We start from the raw sequence: 13,213 nt of genomic DNA on the forward strand, positions 1-13,213 counted from the left end.
GGGAGGTGGTTTCGAAGGGGACGCCGCCGACGCCGAGGGGGGTGCCGGTGGGCAGGTCGAGCAGTCGGGGGTGTTGGCCGATGGGCACGAGGGCGGGTGGTAGGTGGCCGGCGTTGGCGATGTGGCACTCGCCGCGGTGGGGATCGTAGGCGGCGTAGAGGCAGGTGGCGATGTACTGCTCCAGCCGTGACGTGATCGTGTCGAGGTGCTGGAGGACCTGATCGGGCTCCAGGTCGAGGTCGGCGAAGGCGGCGGTGGCGGCGCGCAGGCGCCCCATCGTGGCGGCCGCTTCGATGCCGCTGCCCATGACGTCGCCCACGACGAGCGCGGTCTTGTCGCCCTCCAGCGGGAGCACGTCGTACCAGTCGCCGCCGACCTCGTAGGCGGCCTGCGCGGGCAGGTAGCGGGAGGCGACCTGCAGGCCGGGAAGATCGGGCGGGTGCTCCGGGAGCAGGCTGCGCTGCAGGGTCTCGGCGGCGTTGCGCATGCACTGGTGGGCGCAGGCGTTGTCGATGCACACCGCCGCGCGGGAGGCCAGTTCGGTGGCGATGGTGAGGTCGTCGTCGTTGAAGGGCCGCGGATCACGGGCGCGGGCGAGGCCCAGGAAGCCGAGGACGGTGCCGCGGGCGGTGAGCGGAACGGCCATGTAAGAGTGCACTCCGGCGCGCGTCAGCAGCAGGGCAGCGTACGCGTCGCGGGCGATGCGCGTCAGGTCGTTTGCGTCGGCGTGGCGGATCAGGACGGGTCGGCCGGTGCGCACGCACTGGGCGGCCAGGCGGTCGGTGTTGTAGGCGGCGATCCGGCCGGGCGGATCGGCGGCCTGGGCGGCTTCGGTGGCGTAGGCGGCCTTCACAGCGAAGGCGCGGAAGAGTGCGGGGCCGTCCCGGGAGGCGGGGCGGTGCGGGTCGAGGACGGAGTCGAGGACGTCGACGGCGACCAGATCGGCGAGCGCGGGTACGGTGACCTCGGCCAGCTCCCGGGCGGTCTGGTCGACCTCCAGGGTGGTGCCGATGCGGGCGGAGCCGTCGGCGATCAGGGTCAGGCGCCGCCGCGTGTCGGTGGCCTCCAGGGCAGATTGGTACCGGTCGCTGACGTCCGTCACCAGTTCGGCTACTCCGAGCACCTGGCCCTGGGTGTCCTCCAGCCGGTACAGCGAGATCGACCAGGCGTGCTCGCGGTCCGGATCGGCCGGGGTGCGGCCGACGATGGTGGACTGCTCGACCAGAGGGACTCCGGTGGTGAGGACGTGTCGCATCGCTGCCTCGGCCGCCTCGAACTTCTCGGCACTCATGACCTCGCGGTACGAGCGGCCGAGGTGCTTTTGCGCGGACATGCCGTGCATCCGCTCCAAAGCGGGGTTGACAGCCACGTACTTGAGGTCGGTGTCGAGAATGGCGATCCCGATGGGGGACTGGGAGATCAGCCGGGTGGACAAGGCGACGTCCCGCTCCACCTGACGCAGGGTGGGCGAGTCGGTGCCGAGGCCGAGGGCGTAGAAGTCGCCGTGGTCGTCCAGCAGCCGCATGTTGCGCAGTTCCACCAGCCGCGTGCCGCCGTCCTTGCAGCGGATGGGAAACGCGCCACCCCAGACCTGACCGGTCTCCATGACCTCGGCGAACGTCTTGAGCACCCAGTCCCAGTGCTCTTCGTGCACGAGCAGCTGTGCCGCGTACTGCCCGAGCGCCTCCTCGGCGGTATAGCCGTACAGCTCTTCGGCCTGAGGGCTCCACAGCACGATCCGTCCCTCGGAATCCAGCAGCACCGCCGCGACACCGAGGAGATCCATCAGCCCGCTCGGCTGCGACGGCTCGCCCTGCGCCCCGCTTCTGCCCGCCCCGCCGAAGCCTGCGGGAGACCATCCGGCTTCCCTCATGGCAGGCGCTCCTTCCGCCGGCTGACGTCACGCGGGTCTCCCAGACTGGAGCGGGAGCGGGGCCCCGTCTGCGTCTGCAGGCGCTCCGGCTTCCATGGTCTCCCCAGACCACCAGGCAGTACACCCTCGTTCCTCATGGCGCGGCCCGGAAACACCATCCGGGAGGCCTGATCGCCGTTCGCGGTGTAGCCACCGCCGCCTCCTGCACGTTACAACCTGTGCCCATAACAGAGACGAAGACAGCAACGCCAACGCCCAGCCCACCTGACCTGCTGCGGGGTCATCAACAAACGTCTCACCAAAATCGAGGCCGTCCGTCACGAGATCCCCTGACGAACAGACGTCGTGAGGCGGCCCACTCTCGCGGATGGGCAGGGAGTTGGGGCGGCGGTGTCATCCGGACACTGGATGGACGGCCTCGAAGGGCTCCAGCGCTTCCAGGCGGGGAGGGCACGGTCCAGCTTCCGTGGTCCCTCGACGGTGGCAGCGGGTACGCCGATCAGGTCTCGATCACGGCATCGCAGTCGGGGCAGACCACGGACGCGTATTGCGCGGGGTACCAGGGCGTCCCAGGGTGCTCGGTGATCCAGGGGCCCGTTTCCATGGCGAAGGTGTCCTTCCCGCACAGGGTCCGCGGTCCCGTGGCGGCGGGCTCCCCCGGGGCGGTGGGCGCCGCGTGCACCTTGCGGACGTGCCGTTCCTCGCCACCCACTACACCCGGGGAGGGCCGTGGGGCCACCGGCTTGTCGAGCTCGTACACGACGACGATGTTGCCCATGCCCCCACCGTAGGAGGCCGCGGTGCCGATCCGCCTACGGCCTTTGCGGGCGGGTGGCTGTGTTCGGCTGGCGCCGCTCTCACGCCTGGCCAGCGTGCGGCGGCGACCCGGGTCCGTCCGCCGGCTCGAGCCTGGCCACCTCGAACTCCACCCGGACCTCGTCGGCCAGCCGCAACGCGCCCAAGAACGCGGTGTAGGGCTTGATTCCCCAGGCGGACTGCGTGACGGTCGCCCAGCCGCGCAATAGCCGGTCGCCGTTCGCCTTCCCGTGCACCGTCACCGGGTGGGTGCGTCCCTTGATGGTGAGCTCTCCGGTGATCTCGAAGGACTGCGGTGTTCCCGTGATACGGGTGGAACGGAAGGTGATCGTGGGGTGCTCCACGGTGTGCAGCAGGGCCTTGTCCGCCAGCGTCCGTTTGATCTCGGCCCGGTCGGCATCGGTGAGGGCCTTCAGTCCGCCGGTTCCTTCCCGGACCTCCAGCGAGCCCGTCTCGACCGTCACACTCACCGACGACCTGTCGGGGTCCCCGACGGCCACGACGGCCTCCCCGGACCATCGGGTCGCTTCGATCGTGAGGTCGTGTCCCGCCCTGCGGCCCAGCCCGGCGCGGCCGGTTCTGATCAAGAGGCGGCCGGTCGACGGCCCGAGCCGGTACGTTCCGTCTGTCAGCGTCACAGCGCCGAGCGTACGGGGCGCAACCGGCCGGGGCGGTCGACGCTGTCCAGTCGGCGTGTCCCCATGGTGCAAGATGATGGCGCACGGAGCCGGAATACCCGGGTCACGGTGTCTGCACGTACCGCGAGGCCCCAAGGGCAGGGCGGCGGGCCCGCCACCTGTGCCTGCCGATCAGTGTCCCCGCCCACCGTGCGCCAGTGGGCGATGACCCGACGCCGTCGGCCCGTCGACCACGGGCCCGGGTCTGGCCGCGTTCTCAGGTGCGGCGCGCTGCAGGAAGGTCGTGCCGTGCGAGCAAAGCGGCTGCTGCTTCGCTCTCGCGCCGCTCCGCGCTGGCCGCAGCGGCGGCCTGCGCGGCATTGTGTTGGGCGCGGCCCGCGCCGCCGTATGGAGCGATGGTGAGCAGGCCGTGGACGGCCTGCTCACCGATGGCCCGCAACACGTTCTCCAGCGATCCGATAGGCAGCACACGCGCTCCTTCCGAGGCAGCTCGTTACGACTGCATCGCAGGCGCCGGAACGAGGCAGGGGCACTCCGGTATTTTCTGTGCCAAAGCTACTGAACAGGGTGGTTGGTCGCCTGCTGGGGAGGCCGTAACGACCGACAGTGCCGTGAGAAGGGCTGGTCGGCGGGGCTCCGCTCGACACGCCGCGCCCCGGCGACTCGCCGCCGTTCGGACTACGTCGATCACTGCAGGCCAGCACTGCGGTCGTAGAGGAATCGGGGCGACGCGCGCAGCGTTTCTAGGGTGGGATGAACCAGAACGCATGCGACGCACGCGGGGAGGTGAACGGCTACGGGTACTCCCTTTGGGTCGCACCTGTCGGTGCCCGGGCTGTCGCCGGTGCGCGGTGTCGGCGTGGAAGCAGGCAGGGCGGCGGTACGGCTGGCCCGGCTCCCGCTCGACATCGCCGTGGAGGGCGCCGGGCAGCTGACCGGATGGCTGGGGCGCGCGCTGCCCACGGTATCGACGGGCCCGGAGGAGGCTACGCCAGCCGGTTCGGGGATGCCGGTGCTGTTGGTGCACGGGCTGGCCGACCGGGAGTGGGTCGTCTCGTCACTCCAGCGAGGGCTGGACGGCTGCGGCGTGGGCCCCTTCATCCCGGTCAGCTACAACGCGCTCAACCCTGACATCCGCACGGCGGCCCGGGGGCTCGGCAGCCAGGTCGAGCAGGCCTGCACCCGCGGTGAGGGGCAGCCCGTTGTCCTGATCGGGTACAGCCTGGGCGGACTGATCGCCCGCTACTACGCGCAGCGGCTCGGCGGTGACCTCCATGTGCCGCTGGTGATCACACTGGCGACGCCGCACGGCGGGACCGCGACGGCCCTGCTGGCCCCCCCCATCCGCTCCTGCGCCAACTGCGGCCCGGAAGCGAACTGCTGACCGAGCTCGCCGAGCCGGCCGCAGGATGCCGCTCCCGGTTCGTGGCCTTCTACAGCGACCTGGACGAGGCTGTCATCCCTGCCGTCAGGGGCCGCATCGAGCACCCTGACCTCATGGCCCGCAACGTTCTGGTGCCCGGTGTCGGCCACCTGACGCTCCCCTTGCACCGGTCGGTCATCGACGAGCTGCGCTCGCTGTTGACCGCAGCCGGGCAGGGCACTTGGGCCGCACGCACGCCGTCCGGCGGATCGCCGCCGCAGCCCGGTCATCCACGGCATGGTCATCATCGCCGTGACAGCACGGCCGAAACGGAGGAGGCTGGCAAGTAGTCGGTAGGAGCGTCAGTGCGTGTGCGGACGGACAGCATGGCCTCTTCACACAGCCTCAAGAGCGGGTTGGCGGTGCGCCCGTACCGCCCCGAGGACGAACTCGGGGTGCGGGAACTCATAGAAGCCGACCGGCTGCCGGGACAGCCGCGCTGCACCCCGCAGAAGCTGGCCGCAGCGCGGTGCGGTCGGGTCCCCGTGGCCGACTGGGCCGTACCGGCCCGGCCGCGGTTGAGCGTCCTGGCCGATGCCGGGGATTGTCCCTGCGGCATCATCGCGTACCTGTCCTGGATCGATGTGCGCACCGGTCTCGTCTGCTGGGTCCACGCCCGTGAGGATCCCCCTGCACTGCGTGCCCTGCTCGGACACGCGCTCGCCGCGCTGGAGGAGTGCCGGCAGATCGATGCGTTCGTGGACGCTCCGCCGGGCCCCCTGGGGCCGGGTGGCCTGCCCCGCACCCGCCGCCGCGCCACCCACGACGCCCTGCTGCAGAGCGGCTTCACCGGCCGCCGCCAGGGCCGGTACCTGCACTGTGCGCTGCCGGCCGAACCCGCGCCCGCCAAGCTGGTCGCCGACGTTCTCCCCTGCGAGTTCCCCCCGGGCCACCGGCTGATCATTCGGGAGGCCGCTGAACCGGTCGCGGAAGCCGTGGTCGGTGTCGAACCCGACCGCACCGCGACCGTCTACTGGATCGAGACCCTGCCCGCGCGCCGCAGCTGTGGCCTGGGCCGCAAGCTGCTCAGCCAGGCCCTGGCCTTGCTGGCCGAGCAGGGTGCAACCGAGGTCGCGCTCGTCGTCGACGACGCCCCGCACCTCACTCCTGGCAGCCAGGCTGCCGCCCGGCTGTTCGCCTCCTTCGGCTTCACCCTCGTCGATGAGCTGTGGACCTACCAGTACCGACACCGTCGGGCTCACGCAGCTGGCCACGTGAGCCCGAGGGCAGCCCTGCAAACGATCGCGGCGCCAGGCGGCACCACCGAACTCGCGATGCTCAGGCGGGCACTCGTTCGGCGGCCCTGAGAATTGTGGCGCGTGCCTGATGGCGACGCTCGTAGTCCAGCACCCGCCGGATATGGATCGGTTCCGCGTCGGCGAGCCGCTTGACGATCTCGTTCGCGGTCATGCTGTCGTAACCGGGCCAGGGCACAGGCCCGAGCAGCTCAGCGACCCTGCTCAGGACGGCAGCGCGGCCCGCGTGAAACCGTTCGTAGGCGCCGACCGTGGCGAGATCCGACTGGGACAGGTGCGGGAGCCGGTCCAGGATCACCCTGGTGCTCAGCTTGCGGTAGTCGGGGATCGGCAACTCGTCCTCCGCGATCAGAGCGCCCTCCGGTGCGCCCAGGAACCGATCCGCGCCGGGCATGCGCTCGGCCGTCTCGCGCAGCCAGCTGCTCCAGTCGCGGACCGCCTGTGCGGCGCCGCCGGCGCTCGGGCCCTCCGTGGTCTCGGCGGCCGCCACCGCTGCTTCGGCATGCTGTTCCAGACTGTCGGCGAGCTCTTTCAGCGCCTCCTCGTCGTCGCGGCGGATGGAGCTGAGCAGCTCCGTGCTGGTGGCGTCCTCGGCCTCCTGGGCGATGCGCTCGGCGGCCCGGCAGACCGCCATGGCCAGCGCGGTGACCGCATACTCGTCCTCGGCGTTCTTCAGCAACTGCTGCTCCGATGCCGTCCCCCGGCCCCGGAACACGACGTTCGGGACGGACATCGCCACGTCGATGGGCAGCCGGGCGGCCTGCTCGGTCAGGCGCCAGGCGTTCCCCAGAACGGTTGGCACCACCCCGCGGGGCTGCAACGTGGCCAGGCGTTCGTCGATGCGGTACACGTGGCCCCGGGCGTCGCCCATGCGGCGCTCCAGGACCTCCCGGTACTCACCGGGGGGCGTGACCGTGAGGTGGGCTTTGAAACGGTCGGCAAGCGACTCCTTGGCCTCGCGGACCTCGCGCAGCGCCGGAATGAGCATGTCTGTGGCTACGGCCATCACGATTCCCTCGGATGTGTCGATGGTCGGCAAGAATCGGCCGGAAACCGGCCCGGCCCCCAATCCCACCGTGCCCCGAAACCATCGCCACCGCATCTCCCCGCCGGGCGCGCCCACGGCATATGTCGATCTGCACCCGGCGCCCGACTTGCGCGATGTTTCATTTGTAGTTCTATAGATCCAGCGTGTTCCGCCAGGCAGGGCAAGTGCGGTTCATGCAGGGAAGGTGATCGGCCACGGGCATTCCATTCGGGCCGCAACTGACGGTGCCGGGGCTGTCGCCGGCGCGCGGCGTGGGTGTCGAGGCGGGCAGGGCGGCGGTGCGTCTGGCCCGGCTCCCGGTCGACATGGCCACGGACGGTTTCGGGCAGTTGATCGGGCTGTTGGGTCGTGCCACGCCCTGGCGGTCGACGGGCCCGGGTGATCCACCACGCACCGATTCGGGGATTCCGGTGCTGTTGGTGCATGGGCTGGCCGACGGGGCATCGGTCGTCCCGCCGCTGCAGCGCGAGCTGCGCGGGGACGGTGTGGGCCCCTTCATCCCGGTCACCTGCAACGCGTTCGGCCCGGACATCCCTACGGCGGCCCGGAAACTGGGCGACCAGGTGGAGTCGGCGTGTGCCCGCGGCGCGGGGCGGGCCGCGGTCGTGATCGGGTACAGCCTGGGCGGGCTGATCGCCCGCTACTACGTGCAGCGGCTCGGCGGCGACGCGTACGTGCCGCTCGTGATCACGCTGGCGACGCCGCACGGCGGGACCGCAACCGCCCTGCTGGCCCCGGCCCATCCGCTGTTGCGCCAGCTACGGCCGGGAAGCGAGCTGCTGGTCGAGCTCGCCGAGCCGGCCGCGGGATGCCGCACTCGGTTCGTGGCGTTCTACAGCGACCTGGACGAGGCCGTCATCCCCGCTGCCCGGGGCCGTATCGACCATCCGGACCTCAAGGCACGCAACGTGCTGGTGCCCGGCGTCGGGCACCTGACGCTGCCCCTTCATCGGCCGGTCATCGACGAGATGCGCGCGCTGCTGGCCGCGGCCCAGGTCACGTTCGCGTGTGTCCCGTGACAGGAGGGGCAAAACGGAGGACGCTGAAAGACAGCTGGTAAGGACGTCAGCACCTGTGCGGACGGACAGCATGGCCTCTTCGCCCAGCCCCAAGAGCGGGTCGACGGTACGCCCATATCGTCCCGACGACGAACCGGGGGTGCGAGAACTGATTGATGCTGACCGGCTGCCGGGACAGCCGCGCTGCACCCCGGAGAGGCTGGCCGCCGCGCGGCGTGGTCTGGTTCCCCCGGCCGGCTGGGCGGTACCGGCTCGGCCGCAGATCAGCGTTCTGGCCAGTGCCGGGGACCGCCCTCAGGGCGTCATCGCGTATCTGTCCTGGATCGATGTGCACACCGGGTTGATCTGCTGGCTCTACGCCCACGAGGAACCCTCCGCCCTGCGCGCTCTGATCGGCCATGCCCTCGCAGCGCTCGCCCCCTGCCCGCTGATCGAGGCATTTGTCGGCGGTCCGCCAGGTCCGCTGGGGCCGGGCGGCCTGCCCCGCGCCCGCCGTGGCGCCACCCACGACGCCCTGCTGCGCAGTGGCTTCACCGGCCGTCGTCAGGGCTGCTATCTGTACTGTGCGCTGTCTGCCGAGTTCGCGCCGGCCAAGCCGGTCGCCGACGTCGTCCCCTGTGACTTCCCCCCGGGCCAGCGACTGATCGTCCGCGAGGCGGCGGAGCCAGTCGCAGAGGCCGTGGTGAGTGTAGGGCCCGACGGCACTGCGACCGTGTACTGGATCGAGACCCTGCCCACGCACCGCCACCGTGGCTTGGGCCACAAACTGCTCGGCCAGGCCCTGGCCCTGCTGGCCGAGCAAGGAGCCAGCGAGGTCGCCCTCGTCGTCGATGACCCCCCGCACCCCGTCCACGACAGCCAGGCCGCACCCCGGCTCTTCGACTCCTTCGGCTTCACCTCCGTCGACGAACTGTGGACCTACCAGTGCCGACGGCCCTGAGCCCCGCGACCTGCCACGTGAGCCCGGGGGGTGCGACAGTGCCCCTGAAAGGGCCGCCGACATCGCCCGCCGCAGCCGCTGTCCTGTCCTCGCAAGCGAGACGGCGAGTCATGAGGGGAACGGCCGGCGCGGTCGGCGCAGGGGGATGAGCCACAGGATGACGGTGCCGAGCAAGTAGGCCAGTAGTGCCTCGCCGGGCAGGCCGAGGGGGCCGTGGTCGGCGCGGCCTGCTGTGGTGATGCCGAGGAGCCCGACGAGCACCATGGCCAGTCCCGTGTACGCCAGCACCAGGCGTACGACTTTCCCACCTCGTCGGATGTCGCGGTGTACTGCGTCGCCGTCTGGCCGCCGACCACGTCGTTCCACCCGGCCGAAGATGGCCACGAGCACCGTGAGCATGAGGAGCAGGCATGCCAGCCAGGGCAGCCGCCACAGGAACCAGTCGGCTGAGCCGACCGGCGGTTGCGCCATCAGCTCTTGCGGGTACAGAGCGACGGCCGCCAGCACGACAGCGGCCATATGCCACAGAAACACCGTCAGAACCACACTGTTGACAGCCACCACCATGAGCCATGGGCGGCGCCTGCCCAGCCAGCGATCGGCGCGTCGGCGCAGCAGGAGCGCGAGGCCGATCTGGGTGGCCGCGAGCGCGAGCAGGGCAAGGGTGGGCGGCGCCGTGTTTTGCACCGGTTCGCCCGGAACGGCGACCATGCTGACCGGATACGGTCCCACCGCGGTGAGCAGCACGAGCGCGAGCAGGCCGCCCGCCGCCACCACCTGTGCCGGCCGTCGGCGGTCGGTGAGCCTGCCGTCCCGCCAGACGAAGCCGACCTGGTAGACAGCCAGCCACACGAGCAGGTAGTTGACGGCGGCGTAGGGCAGTCCGAGCAGGAACCTGGCCGCGTCGGCCGCCGCCACCGCGGTGACCAGGACCACCGGCACGATCATCCCGACCCGCTGATGCAGTGGGTACAGCACCGGAGTGAGGACCACGACGGCGACGTAAGCGGTGAGGAACCACAGCGGAATCGAGGCCAACCAGGCGGCGGTGCCCACGAGTTGGGGATCCGTGCCGAGGAGGCGGGCGAGCAGCGCGGACCCCGTCAGGGTGACCAGGAACACCGTCGTGGGGCCCAGCAGGCGGGCGCTGCGGGTGATCAGCCAGCCCGCGACGTCACCGCCGCTGCGACGGCGGGCCAGGAGCGATGCTCCGTTGGCGTAACCGCCCACCAGGAAGAACAGCGGCATGACTTGGAAGAGCCAGGTCAGCGGGTGACTCCACGGCACGGCCACAAGCGCGCTGAATCCGCTGAGACCATCGGCCTCGTCGTAGGTCACGGCGACGACCAGCCAGTGGCCGAGCACGACCATCGTGATCGCCACGGCGCGCAGCAGGTCGATGTACCGGTCACGCTGCGGTGGCGTGTTCTCGGCCGCCTTGCGGAGATCACTCAGCACCGGACCAGCTCTCCGTTCCGGCCCCACAGGGCCGGAACTTGCAGGAGATTCGAGCATTGCTCACCACCTGCCCGTCGTCGCCTTGTCGTGCACGAATCCATCGACGCCGAGGGCGGTGGCATCCGGAGCAGGACTCAGGATGCGGCCACGCGTTGCGGCACCACCGCGACCGGGCAGTCGGCGTGCTGGAGCGCGGCGTGCGGCACACGGCCGAGGGGCAGTGCGACAGGCCCGTGGCGTCGAGGGGCGCCGAGGACAAGCAGGTCGGCCCTGGCCGAGTGCGTGATGAGGACGTGGTGGGCCGGGCCCTCGGCGGTGACGCGATCCACCACCACGTCGGGGTGGTCGTGCTCCGGGGCACGCAGGGCTTCGTCGAGCAGGACCGACGCCTGCTCCTCGTAGCGGTGGGCGGGATCCCCGGCGAGCAGCGGATGCGCCAGGGGTTTGTGGGCGGGGCGACGCCAGGCGCGTACGGCGTCCAGCGCGCAGCGCCGTGCTTCGGCCTCGCGGAACGCGAACCGTATCGCCGCCGTGCTGGTCGCGGCATCGCCCACGCCGACCACGATGCGGTCATTGGCTCCTTGCCGGTTGTGCGGGGTGCCGCGTACCACGACCACCGGGCTGGAGGCATGCGTGGCCAGGGAGCGGCTGACCGAGCCCAGCAGCGCGCCCCTGATCGGTCCTCTGCCCCGGCACCCGGTCACGACGGCGGTGGCGCGGCGCGCCTCGCGCAACAGCGCCGCCTCGGCGTCGTCGGGAACGATGTCGACCGTGATCTTCACGTCCGGATTGCGCTGCCGAGCCCGTTCGGCAGCGCGGTCGACGATGTCCTGTGCGAGGGCGTGCTCCGAGGGAACCTCTTCGGACTGCATGATGACGGGGCCTTCGTAGCGCTCCCACAGGGAGGCGTGCACGATCCGCAGCGGCAGGCCGTGCAGGGCCGCCTCGTCCGAGGCCCAGTCGGCCGCCCAGAGGCCGGCCTCCGACCCGTCGACGCCCACGACCAAGGGCAGCGTCATTGATCCCACCGACTTCAGCACGCGTCAGGACGATGACTTCATTGTCCCGCACGTCGTTGCGTACGCCCTACTCGGAACCCTCTTCCCGGACCTGGTAGGTCTTGGTCCAGGTGGCTCCACAGCGGCAGGAGGAGTGCTCCACGAGCTCACCGTTCTCGGTGACTCCGAGACCCCGGTTGATGCGGACGTGCACATGCTCAGACATGGGCGGACTTCTTCCTTTCCGCCAGCCCGCCGACCGGACGACAGACTGAACGCGACCATCCTCCGCAGCTGTGCAAGAACTCGGGTAGGAGCCACATCACATCCATCCGGAGAGCGGGTCCGGGCTGACCCGCTAGGCCGACTTCGGGCGCTCACGTACTCGTCGCTGCTGGATGGTCCGAACGGTCTCATTGACGGGATCCGGCATGGTGACGGCCAAGCGGGCGAAGGGCGCAGAGGGCCACAGGTCCATGACGACTGCAGGCGCGTTGGCCCGCACCGCGACGAAGTCCCTGCCGTGGCGGTGGAGCCTTTCTCCCAGGCAGCGGCCGGGACGGCACCGGCCGCCGCCCGGCAGGCCCCGCAGGCTGCGCCACCAGTCCGGCTCGATCCTCACGTCCTTGACGTCGGCAAAGGGCACCCGGACCTCGCGGCGCCGGGCCAGGAGCTGTTCCCACAAGGACAGACGGAGCACAAGGTCCTCAGCTTCTTCGATCAGCCGTGCCACACATACCGCCTCCCTCGACACCTTGTGGGTGGCCGAACAGCAGGTCGTAGCCGGGCGGCAGCTGGAGCAGAATCCGATGGGTCAGGTCTTCGCCTGCGCTGTCCGCCACGACGCTGAGCACGGCGCTGACGTCCCAGGCCGCGGTCTTCTCGGTGGCGCCTTCGATCCAGGCCGCAGTCGCCCGGATGAACCGTTCGGGCGGGAGCGGTTCATGCGCCTGGAGAGGGTTGAGCAGGATGCGCGCCAGCGTCTCCGGGATCCGGTCGGCCAGCTCCTTGCGCACCTCGCCCACCAGATGGGCGCCGAGGAGAGCGAGGACTACTCGGGAGACTCGCTCGGCCTCCGCCTGCGTGGGGTATTCGCCGCGTTCTTGGACAGCGGACAGGAAGGCGTCCTGGTTCGTGCGCATGATGTCCTCCCGGTGGTGATGGCGAGGGCGGGGCGCCTTATCGTCTGGCCGGTGATTCGGCGACCTCTGCCTGAGCAGGCCGCAGGAGCTGGTCGCCGACCCGGTAGCCGGGGCGCAGGATCGCGGTGCAGGTGGGCCGTTCGACGTGGTCAGAGCGGGTGCAGGAGACGGCCTCGTGCCAGGCAGGGTCGAAGGGCTCGCCCGCCGCGCCGAAGGACTGCAACCCCAGGGCGGCGAGTTCGCCTTCCAGAACGGCGGCGACGTGTGCGAAGCCGCCGGTGACGTCCCCTTGCCTGCGGGCCTGGTCGATGGCGTCGAGGACGGGGAGGAGGCCGGTGAGCACGTTGGCCACGGCTATCTCGCCGACCGCGCGGCGGTCGCGGCGGACCCGCTTGCGGTAGTTGTCGTACTCGGACGTCACGCGCTGCAGGTCTGCTGTGCGCTCGCGCAGCTGCGCGCGCAGGAGGTCGGCCTCGCCTGCGTCCCGGTCGGTCCGCGGGGCAGGCTCGACGTCGCCACGGCGGCGGGGCTCCAGGCTGGTTCCCGGATCCCGCCGCCGGTTGTCGCGGACGATCGACAGCGGGTGCTCGCCGGGGCGGCGG

16 protein-coding genes are annotated in these 13,213 nt (G+C 70.9%); 5 read left to right on the forward strand and 11 right to left on the reverse strand.

Annotation, left to right across the window (positions count from 1 at the left end; translation table 11 throughout):
- The 4 genes from ACTWQJ_RS31755 to ACTWQJ_RS31770 form a co-directional block, all read right to left on the reverse strand.
- Positions 1 to 1,873 (reverse strand): SpoIIE family protein phosphatase (locus tag ACTWQJ_RS31755; RefSeq protein WP_443309964.1); only part of this gene is annotated, 1,873 nt, incomplete at its 3' end.
- Between the two features lie 499 nt (positions 1,874 to 2,372).
- Positions 2,373 to 2,651: a hypothetical protein gene (locus tag ACTWQJ_RS31760; protein ID WP_443309965.1), complete on the reverse strand. Its 279-nt coding sequence runs from the start codon at positions 2,649 to 2,651 to the stop codon at positions 2,373 to 2,375.
- A gap of 79 nt (positions 2,652 to 2,730) precedes the next feature.
- Positions 2,731 to 3,327: a YceI family protein gene (locus ACTWQJ_RS31765; RefSeq protein ID WP_443309966.1), complete on the reverse strand. Its 597-nt coding sequence runs from the start codon at positions 3,325 to 3,327 to the stop codon at positions 2,731 to 2,733.
- 256 nt (positions 3,328 to 3,583) lie between these two features.
- Positions 3,584 to 3,796 carry a hypothetical protein gene (locus tag ACTWQJ_RS31770; protein ID WP_443309967.1) on the reverse strand — a complete coding sequence of 71 codons (213 nt, stop codon included), beginning with the start codon at positions 3,794 to 3,796 and terminating at the stop codon, positions 3,584 to 3,586.
- 390 nt (positions 3,797 to 4,186) lie between these two features.
- Between ACTWQJ_RS31770 and ACTWQJ_RS31775 the strand changes: the two genes are divergently transcribed.
- Genes ACTWQJ_RS31775 through ACTWQJ_RS31785 form a run of 3 tightly spaced genes read left to right on the forward strand, consistent with a single transcriptional unit; the run spans position 4,187 to position 6,057 of the window.
- Complete coding sequence (locus tag ACTWQJ_RS31775; protein ID WP_443309968.1) at positions 4,187 to 4,711, forward strand: esterase/lipase family protein; 525 nt, start codon at positions 4,187 to 4,189, stop codon at positions 4,709 to 4,711.
- A gap of 41 nt (positions 4,712 to 4,752) precedes the next feature.
- Positions 4,753 to 5,040 carry a hypothetical protein gene (locus ACTWQJ_RS31780; protein ID WP_443309969.1) on the forward strand — a complete coding sequence of 96 codons (288 nt, stop codon included), beginning with the start codon at positions 4,753 to 4,755 and terminating at the stop codon, positions 5,038 to 5,040.
- Positions 5,041 to 5,076: 36 nt separating this feature from the next.
- The gene (locus ACTWQJ_RS31785) at positions 5,077 to 6,057 is read left to right on the forward strand and encodes a GNAT family N-acetyltransferase (protein WP_443309970.1); all 981 of its coding nucleotides are present in this window, start codon (positions 5,077 to 5,079) and stop codon (positions 6,055 to 6,057) included.
- Here ACTWQJ_RS31785 and ACTWQJ_RS31790 read toward each other — a convergent pair.
- Positions 6,029 to 7,012 carry a hypothetical protein gene (locus ACTWQJ_RS31790; protein ID WP_443309971.1) on the reverse strand — a complete coding sequence of 328 codons (984 nt, stop codon included), beginning with the start codon at positions 7,010 to 7,012 and terminating at the stop codon, positions 6,029 to 6,031. The two genes, ACTWQJ_RS31785 and ACTWQJ_RS31790, sit on opposite strands and share 29 nt — an antisense overlap.
- Positions 7,013 to 7,278: 266 nt before the next feature.
- Here ACTWQJ_RS31790 and ACTWQJ_RS31795 point away from each other — a divergent pair, with 266 nt between their 5' ends.
- Together ACTWQJ_RS31795 and ACTWQJ_RS31800 are read left to right on the forward strand one after the other, a co-directional pair.
- Positions 7,279 to 8,073, forward strand: coding sequence for an esterase/lipase family protein (locus ACTWQJ_RS31795; RefSeq protein WP_443309972.1), 795 nt, complete (start codon positions 7,279 to 7,281; stop codon positions 8,071 to 8,073).
- Between the two features lie 139 nt (positions 8,074 to 8,212).
- Positions 8,213 to 9,013 (forward strand): GNAT family N-acetyltransferase, encoded by an 801-nt coding sequence (locus ACTWQJ_RS31800; RefSeq protein ID WP_443309973.1) that lies wholly within the window; start codon positions 8,213 to 8,215, stop codon positions 9,011 to 9,013.
- Positions 9,014 to 9,121: 108 nt separating this feature from the next.
- Here the strand turns inward: ACTWQJ_RS31800 and ACTWQJ_RS31805 are convergent, their stop codons facing one another.
- The 6 genes from ACTWQJ_RS31805 to grpE all read right to left on the reverse strand — a co-directional run.
- A complete protein-coding gene (locus tag ACTWQJ_RS31805) occupies positions 9,122 to 10,471 on the reverse strand; it encodes an acyltransferase family protein (protein ID WP_443309974.1) in 1,350 nt (449 codons plus the stop codon).
- Between the two features lie 134 nt (positions 10,472 to 10,605).
- Positions 10,606 to 11,490: a universal stress protein gene (locus ACTWQJ_RS31810; protein WP_443309975.1), complete on the reverse strand. Its 885-nt coding sequence runs from the start codon at positions 11,488 to 11,490 to the stop codon at positions 10,606 to 10,608.
- A gap of 67 nt (positions 11,491 to 11,557) precedes the next feature.
- On the reverse strand, positions 11,558 to 11,695 hold the full coding sequence (locus ACTWQJ_RS31815; protein ID WP_224739802.1) for a hypothetical protein: 138 nt from the start codon (positions 11,693 to 11,695) through the stop codon (positions 11,558 to 11,560).
- Between the two features lie 132 nt (positions 11,696 to 11,827).
- A complete protein-coding gene (locus ACTWQJ_RS31820; protein ID WP_443309976.1) occupies positions 11,828 to 12,202 on the reverse strand; it encodes a hypothetical protein in 375 nt (124 codons plus the stop codon).
- The gene (locus ACTWQJ_RS31825; protein WP_443309977.1) at positions 12,177 to 12,611 is read right to left on the reverse strand and encodes a DUF2267 domain-containing protein; all 435 of its coding nucleotides are present in this window, start codon (positions 12,609 to 12,611) and stop codon (positions 12,177 to 12,179) included. Before ACTWQJ_RS31825 ends, ACTWQJ_RS31820 begins: the two co-directional genes overlap by 26 nt.
- A 37-nt stretch (positions 12,612 to 12,648) precedes the next feature.
- Positions 12,649 to 13,213 (reverse strand): nucleotide exchange factor GrpE (grpE, locus tag ACTWQJ_RS31830; RefSeq protein ID WP_443309978.1); only part of this gene is annotated, 565 nt, incomplete at its 5' end.

The organism is Streptomyces sp. KR55, assembly GCF_052245645.1.
Lineage (GTDB): Bacteria > Actinomycetota > Actinomycetes > Streptomycetales > Streptomycetaceae > Streptomyces > Streptomyces flavusporus.

What these genes read in the sequence shown, in the direction of transcription:
- ACTWQJ_RS31785 (WP_443309970.1), top strand. Translation starts at nt 5,077, where the DNA reads ATGGCCTCTTCACACAGCCTCAAGAGCGGGTTGGCGGTGCGCCCGTAC.
- ACTWQJ_RS31790 (WP_443309971.1), bottom strand. Translation starts at nt 7,012, where the DNA reads ATGGCCGTAGCCACAGACATGCTCATTCCGGCGCTGCGCGAGGTCCGC.
- ACTWQJ_RS31760 (WP_443309965.1), bottom strand. Translation starts at nt 2,651, where the DNA reads ATGGGCAACATCGTCGTCGTGTACGAGCTCGACAAGCCGGTGGCCCCA.
- ACTWQJ_RS31810 (WP_443309975.1), bottom strand. Translation starts at nt 11,490, where the DNA reads ATGACGCTGCCCTTGGTCGTGGGCGTCGACGGGTCGGAGGCCGGCCTC.
- ACTWQJ_RS31815 (WP_224739802.1), bottom strand. Translation starts at nt 11,695, where the DNA reads ATGTCTGAGCATGTGCACGTCCGCATCAACCGGGGTCTCGGAGTCACC.
- ACTWQJ_RS31825 (WP_443309977.1), bottom strand. Translation starts at nt 12,611, where the DNA reads ATGCGCACGAACCAGGACGCCTTCCTGTCCGCTGTCCAAGAACGCGGC.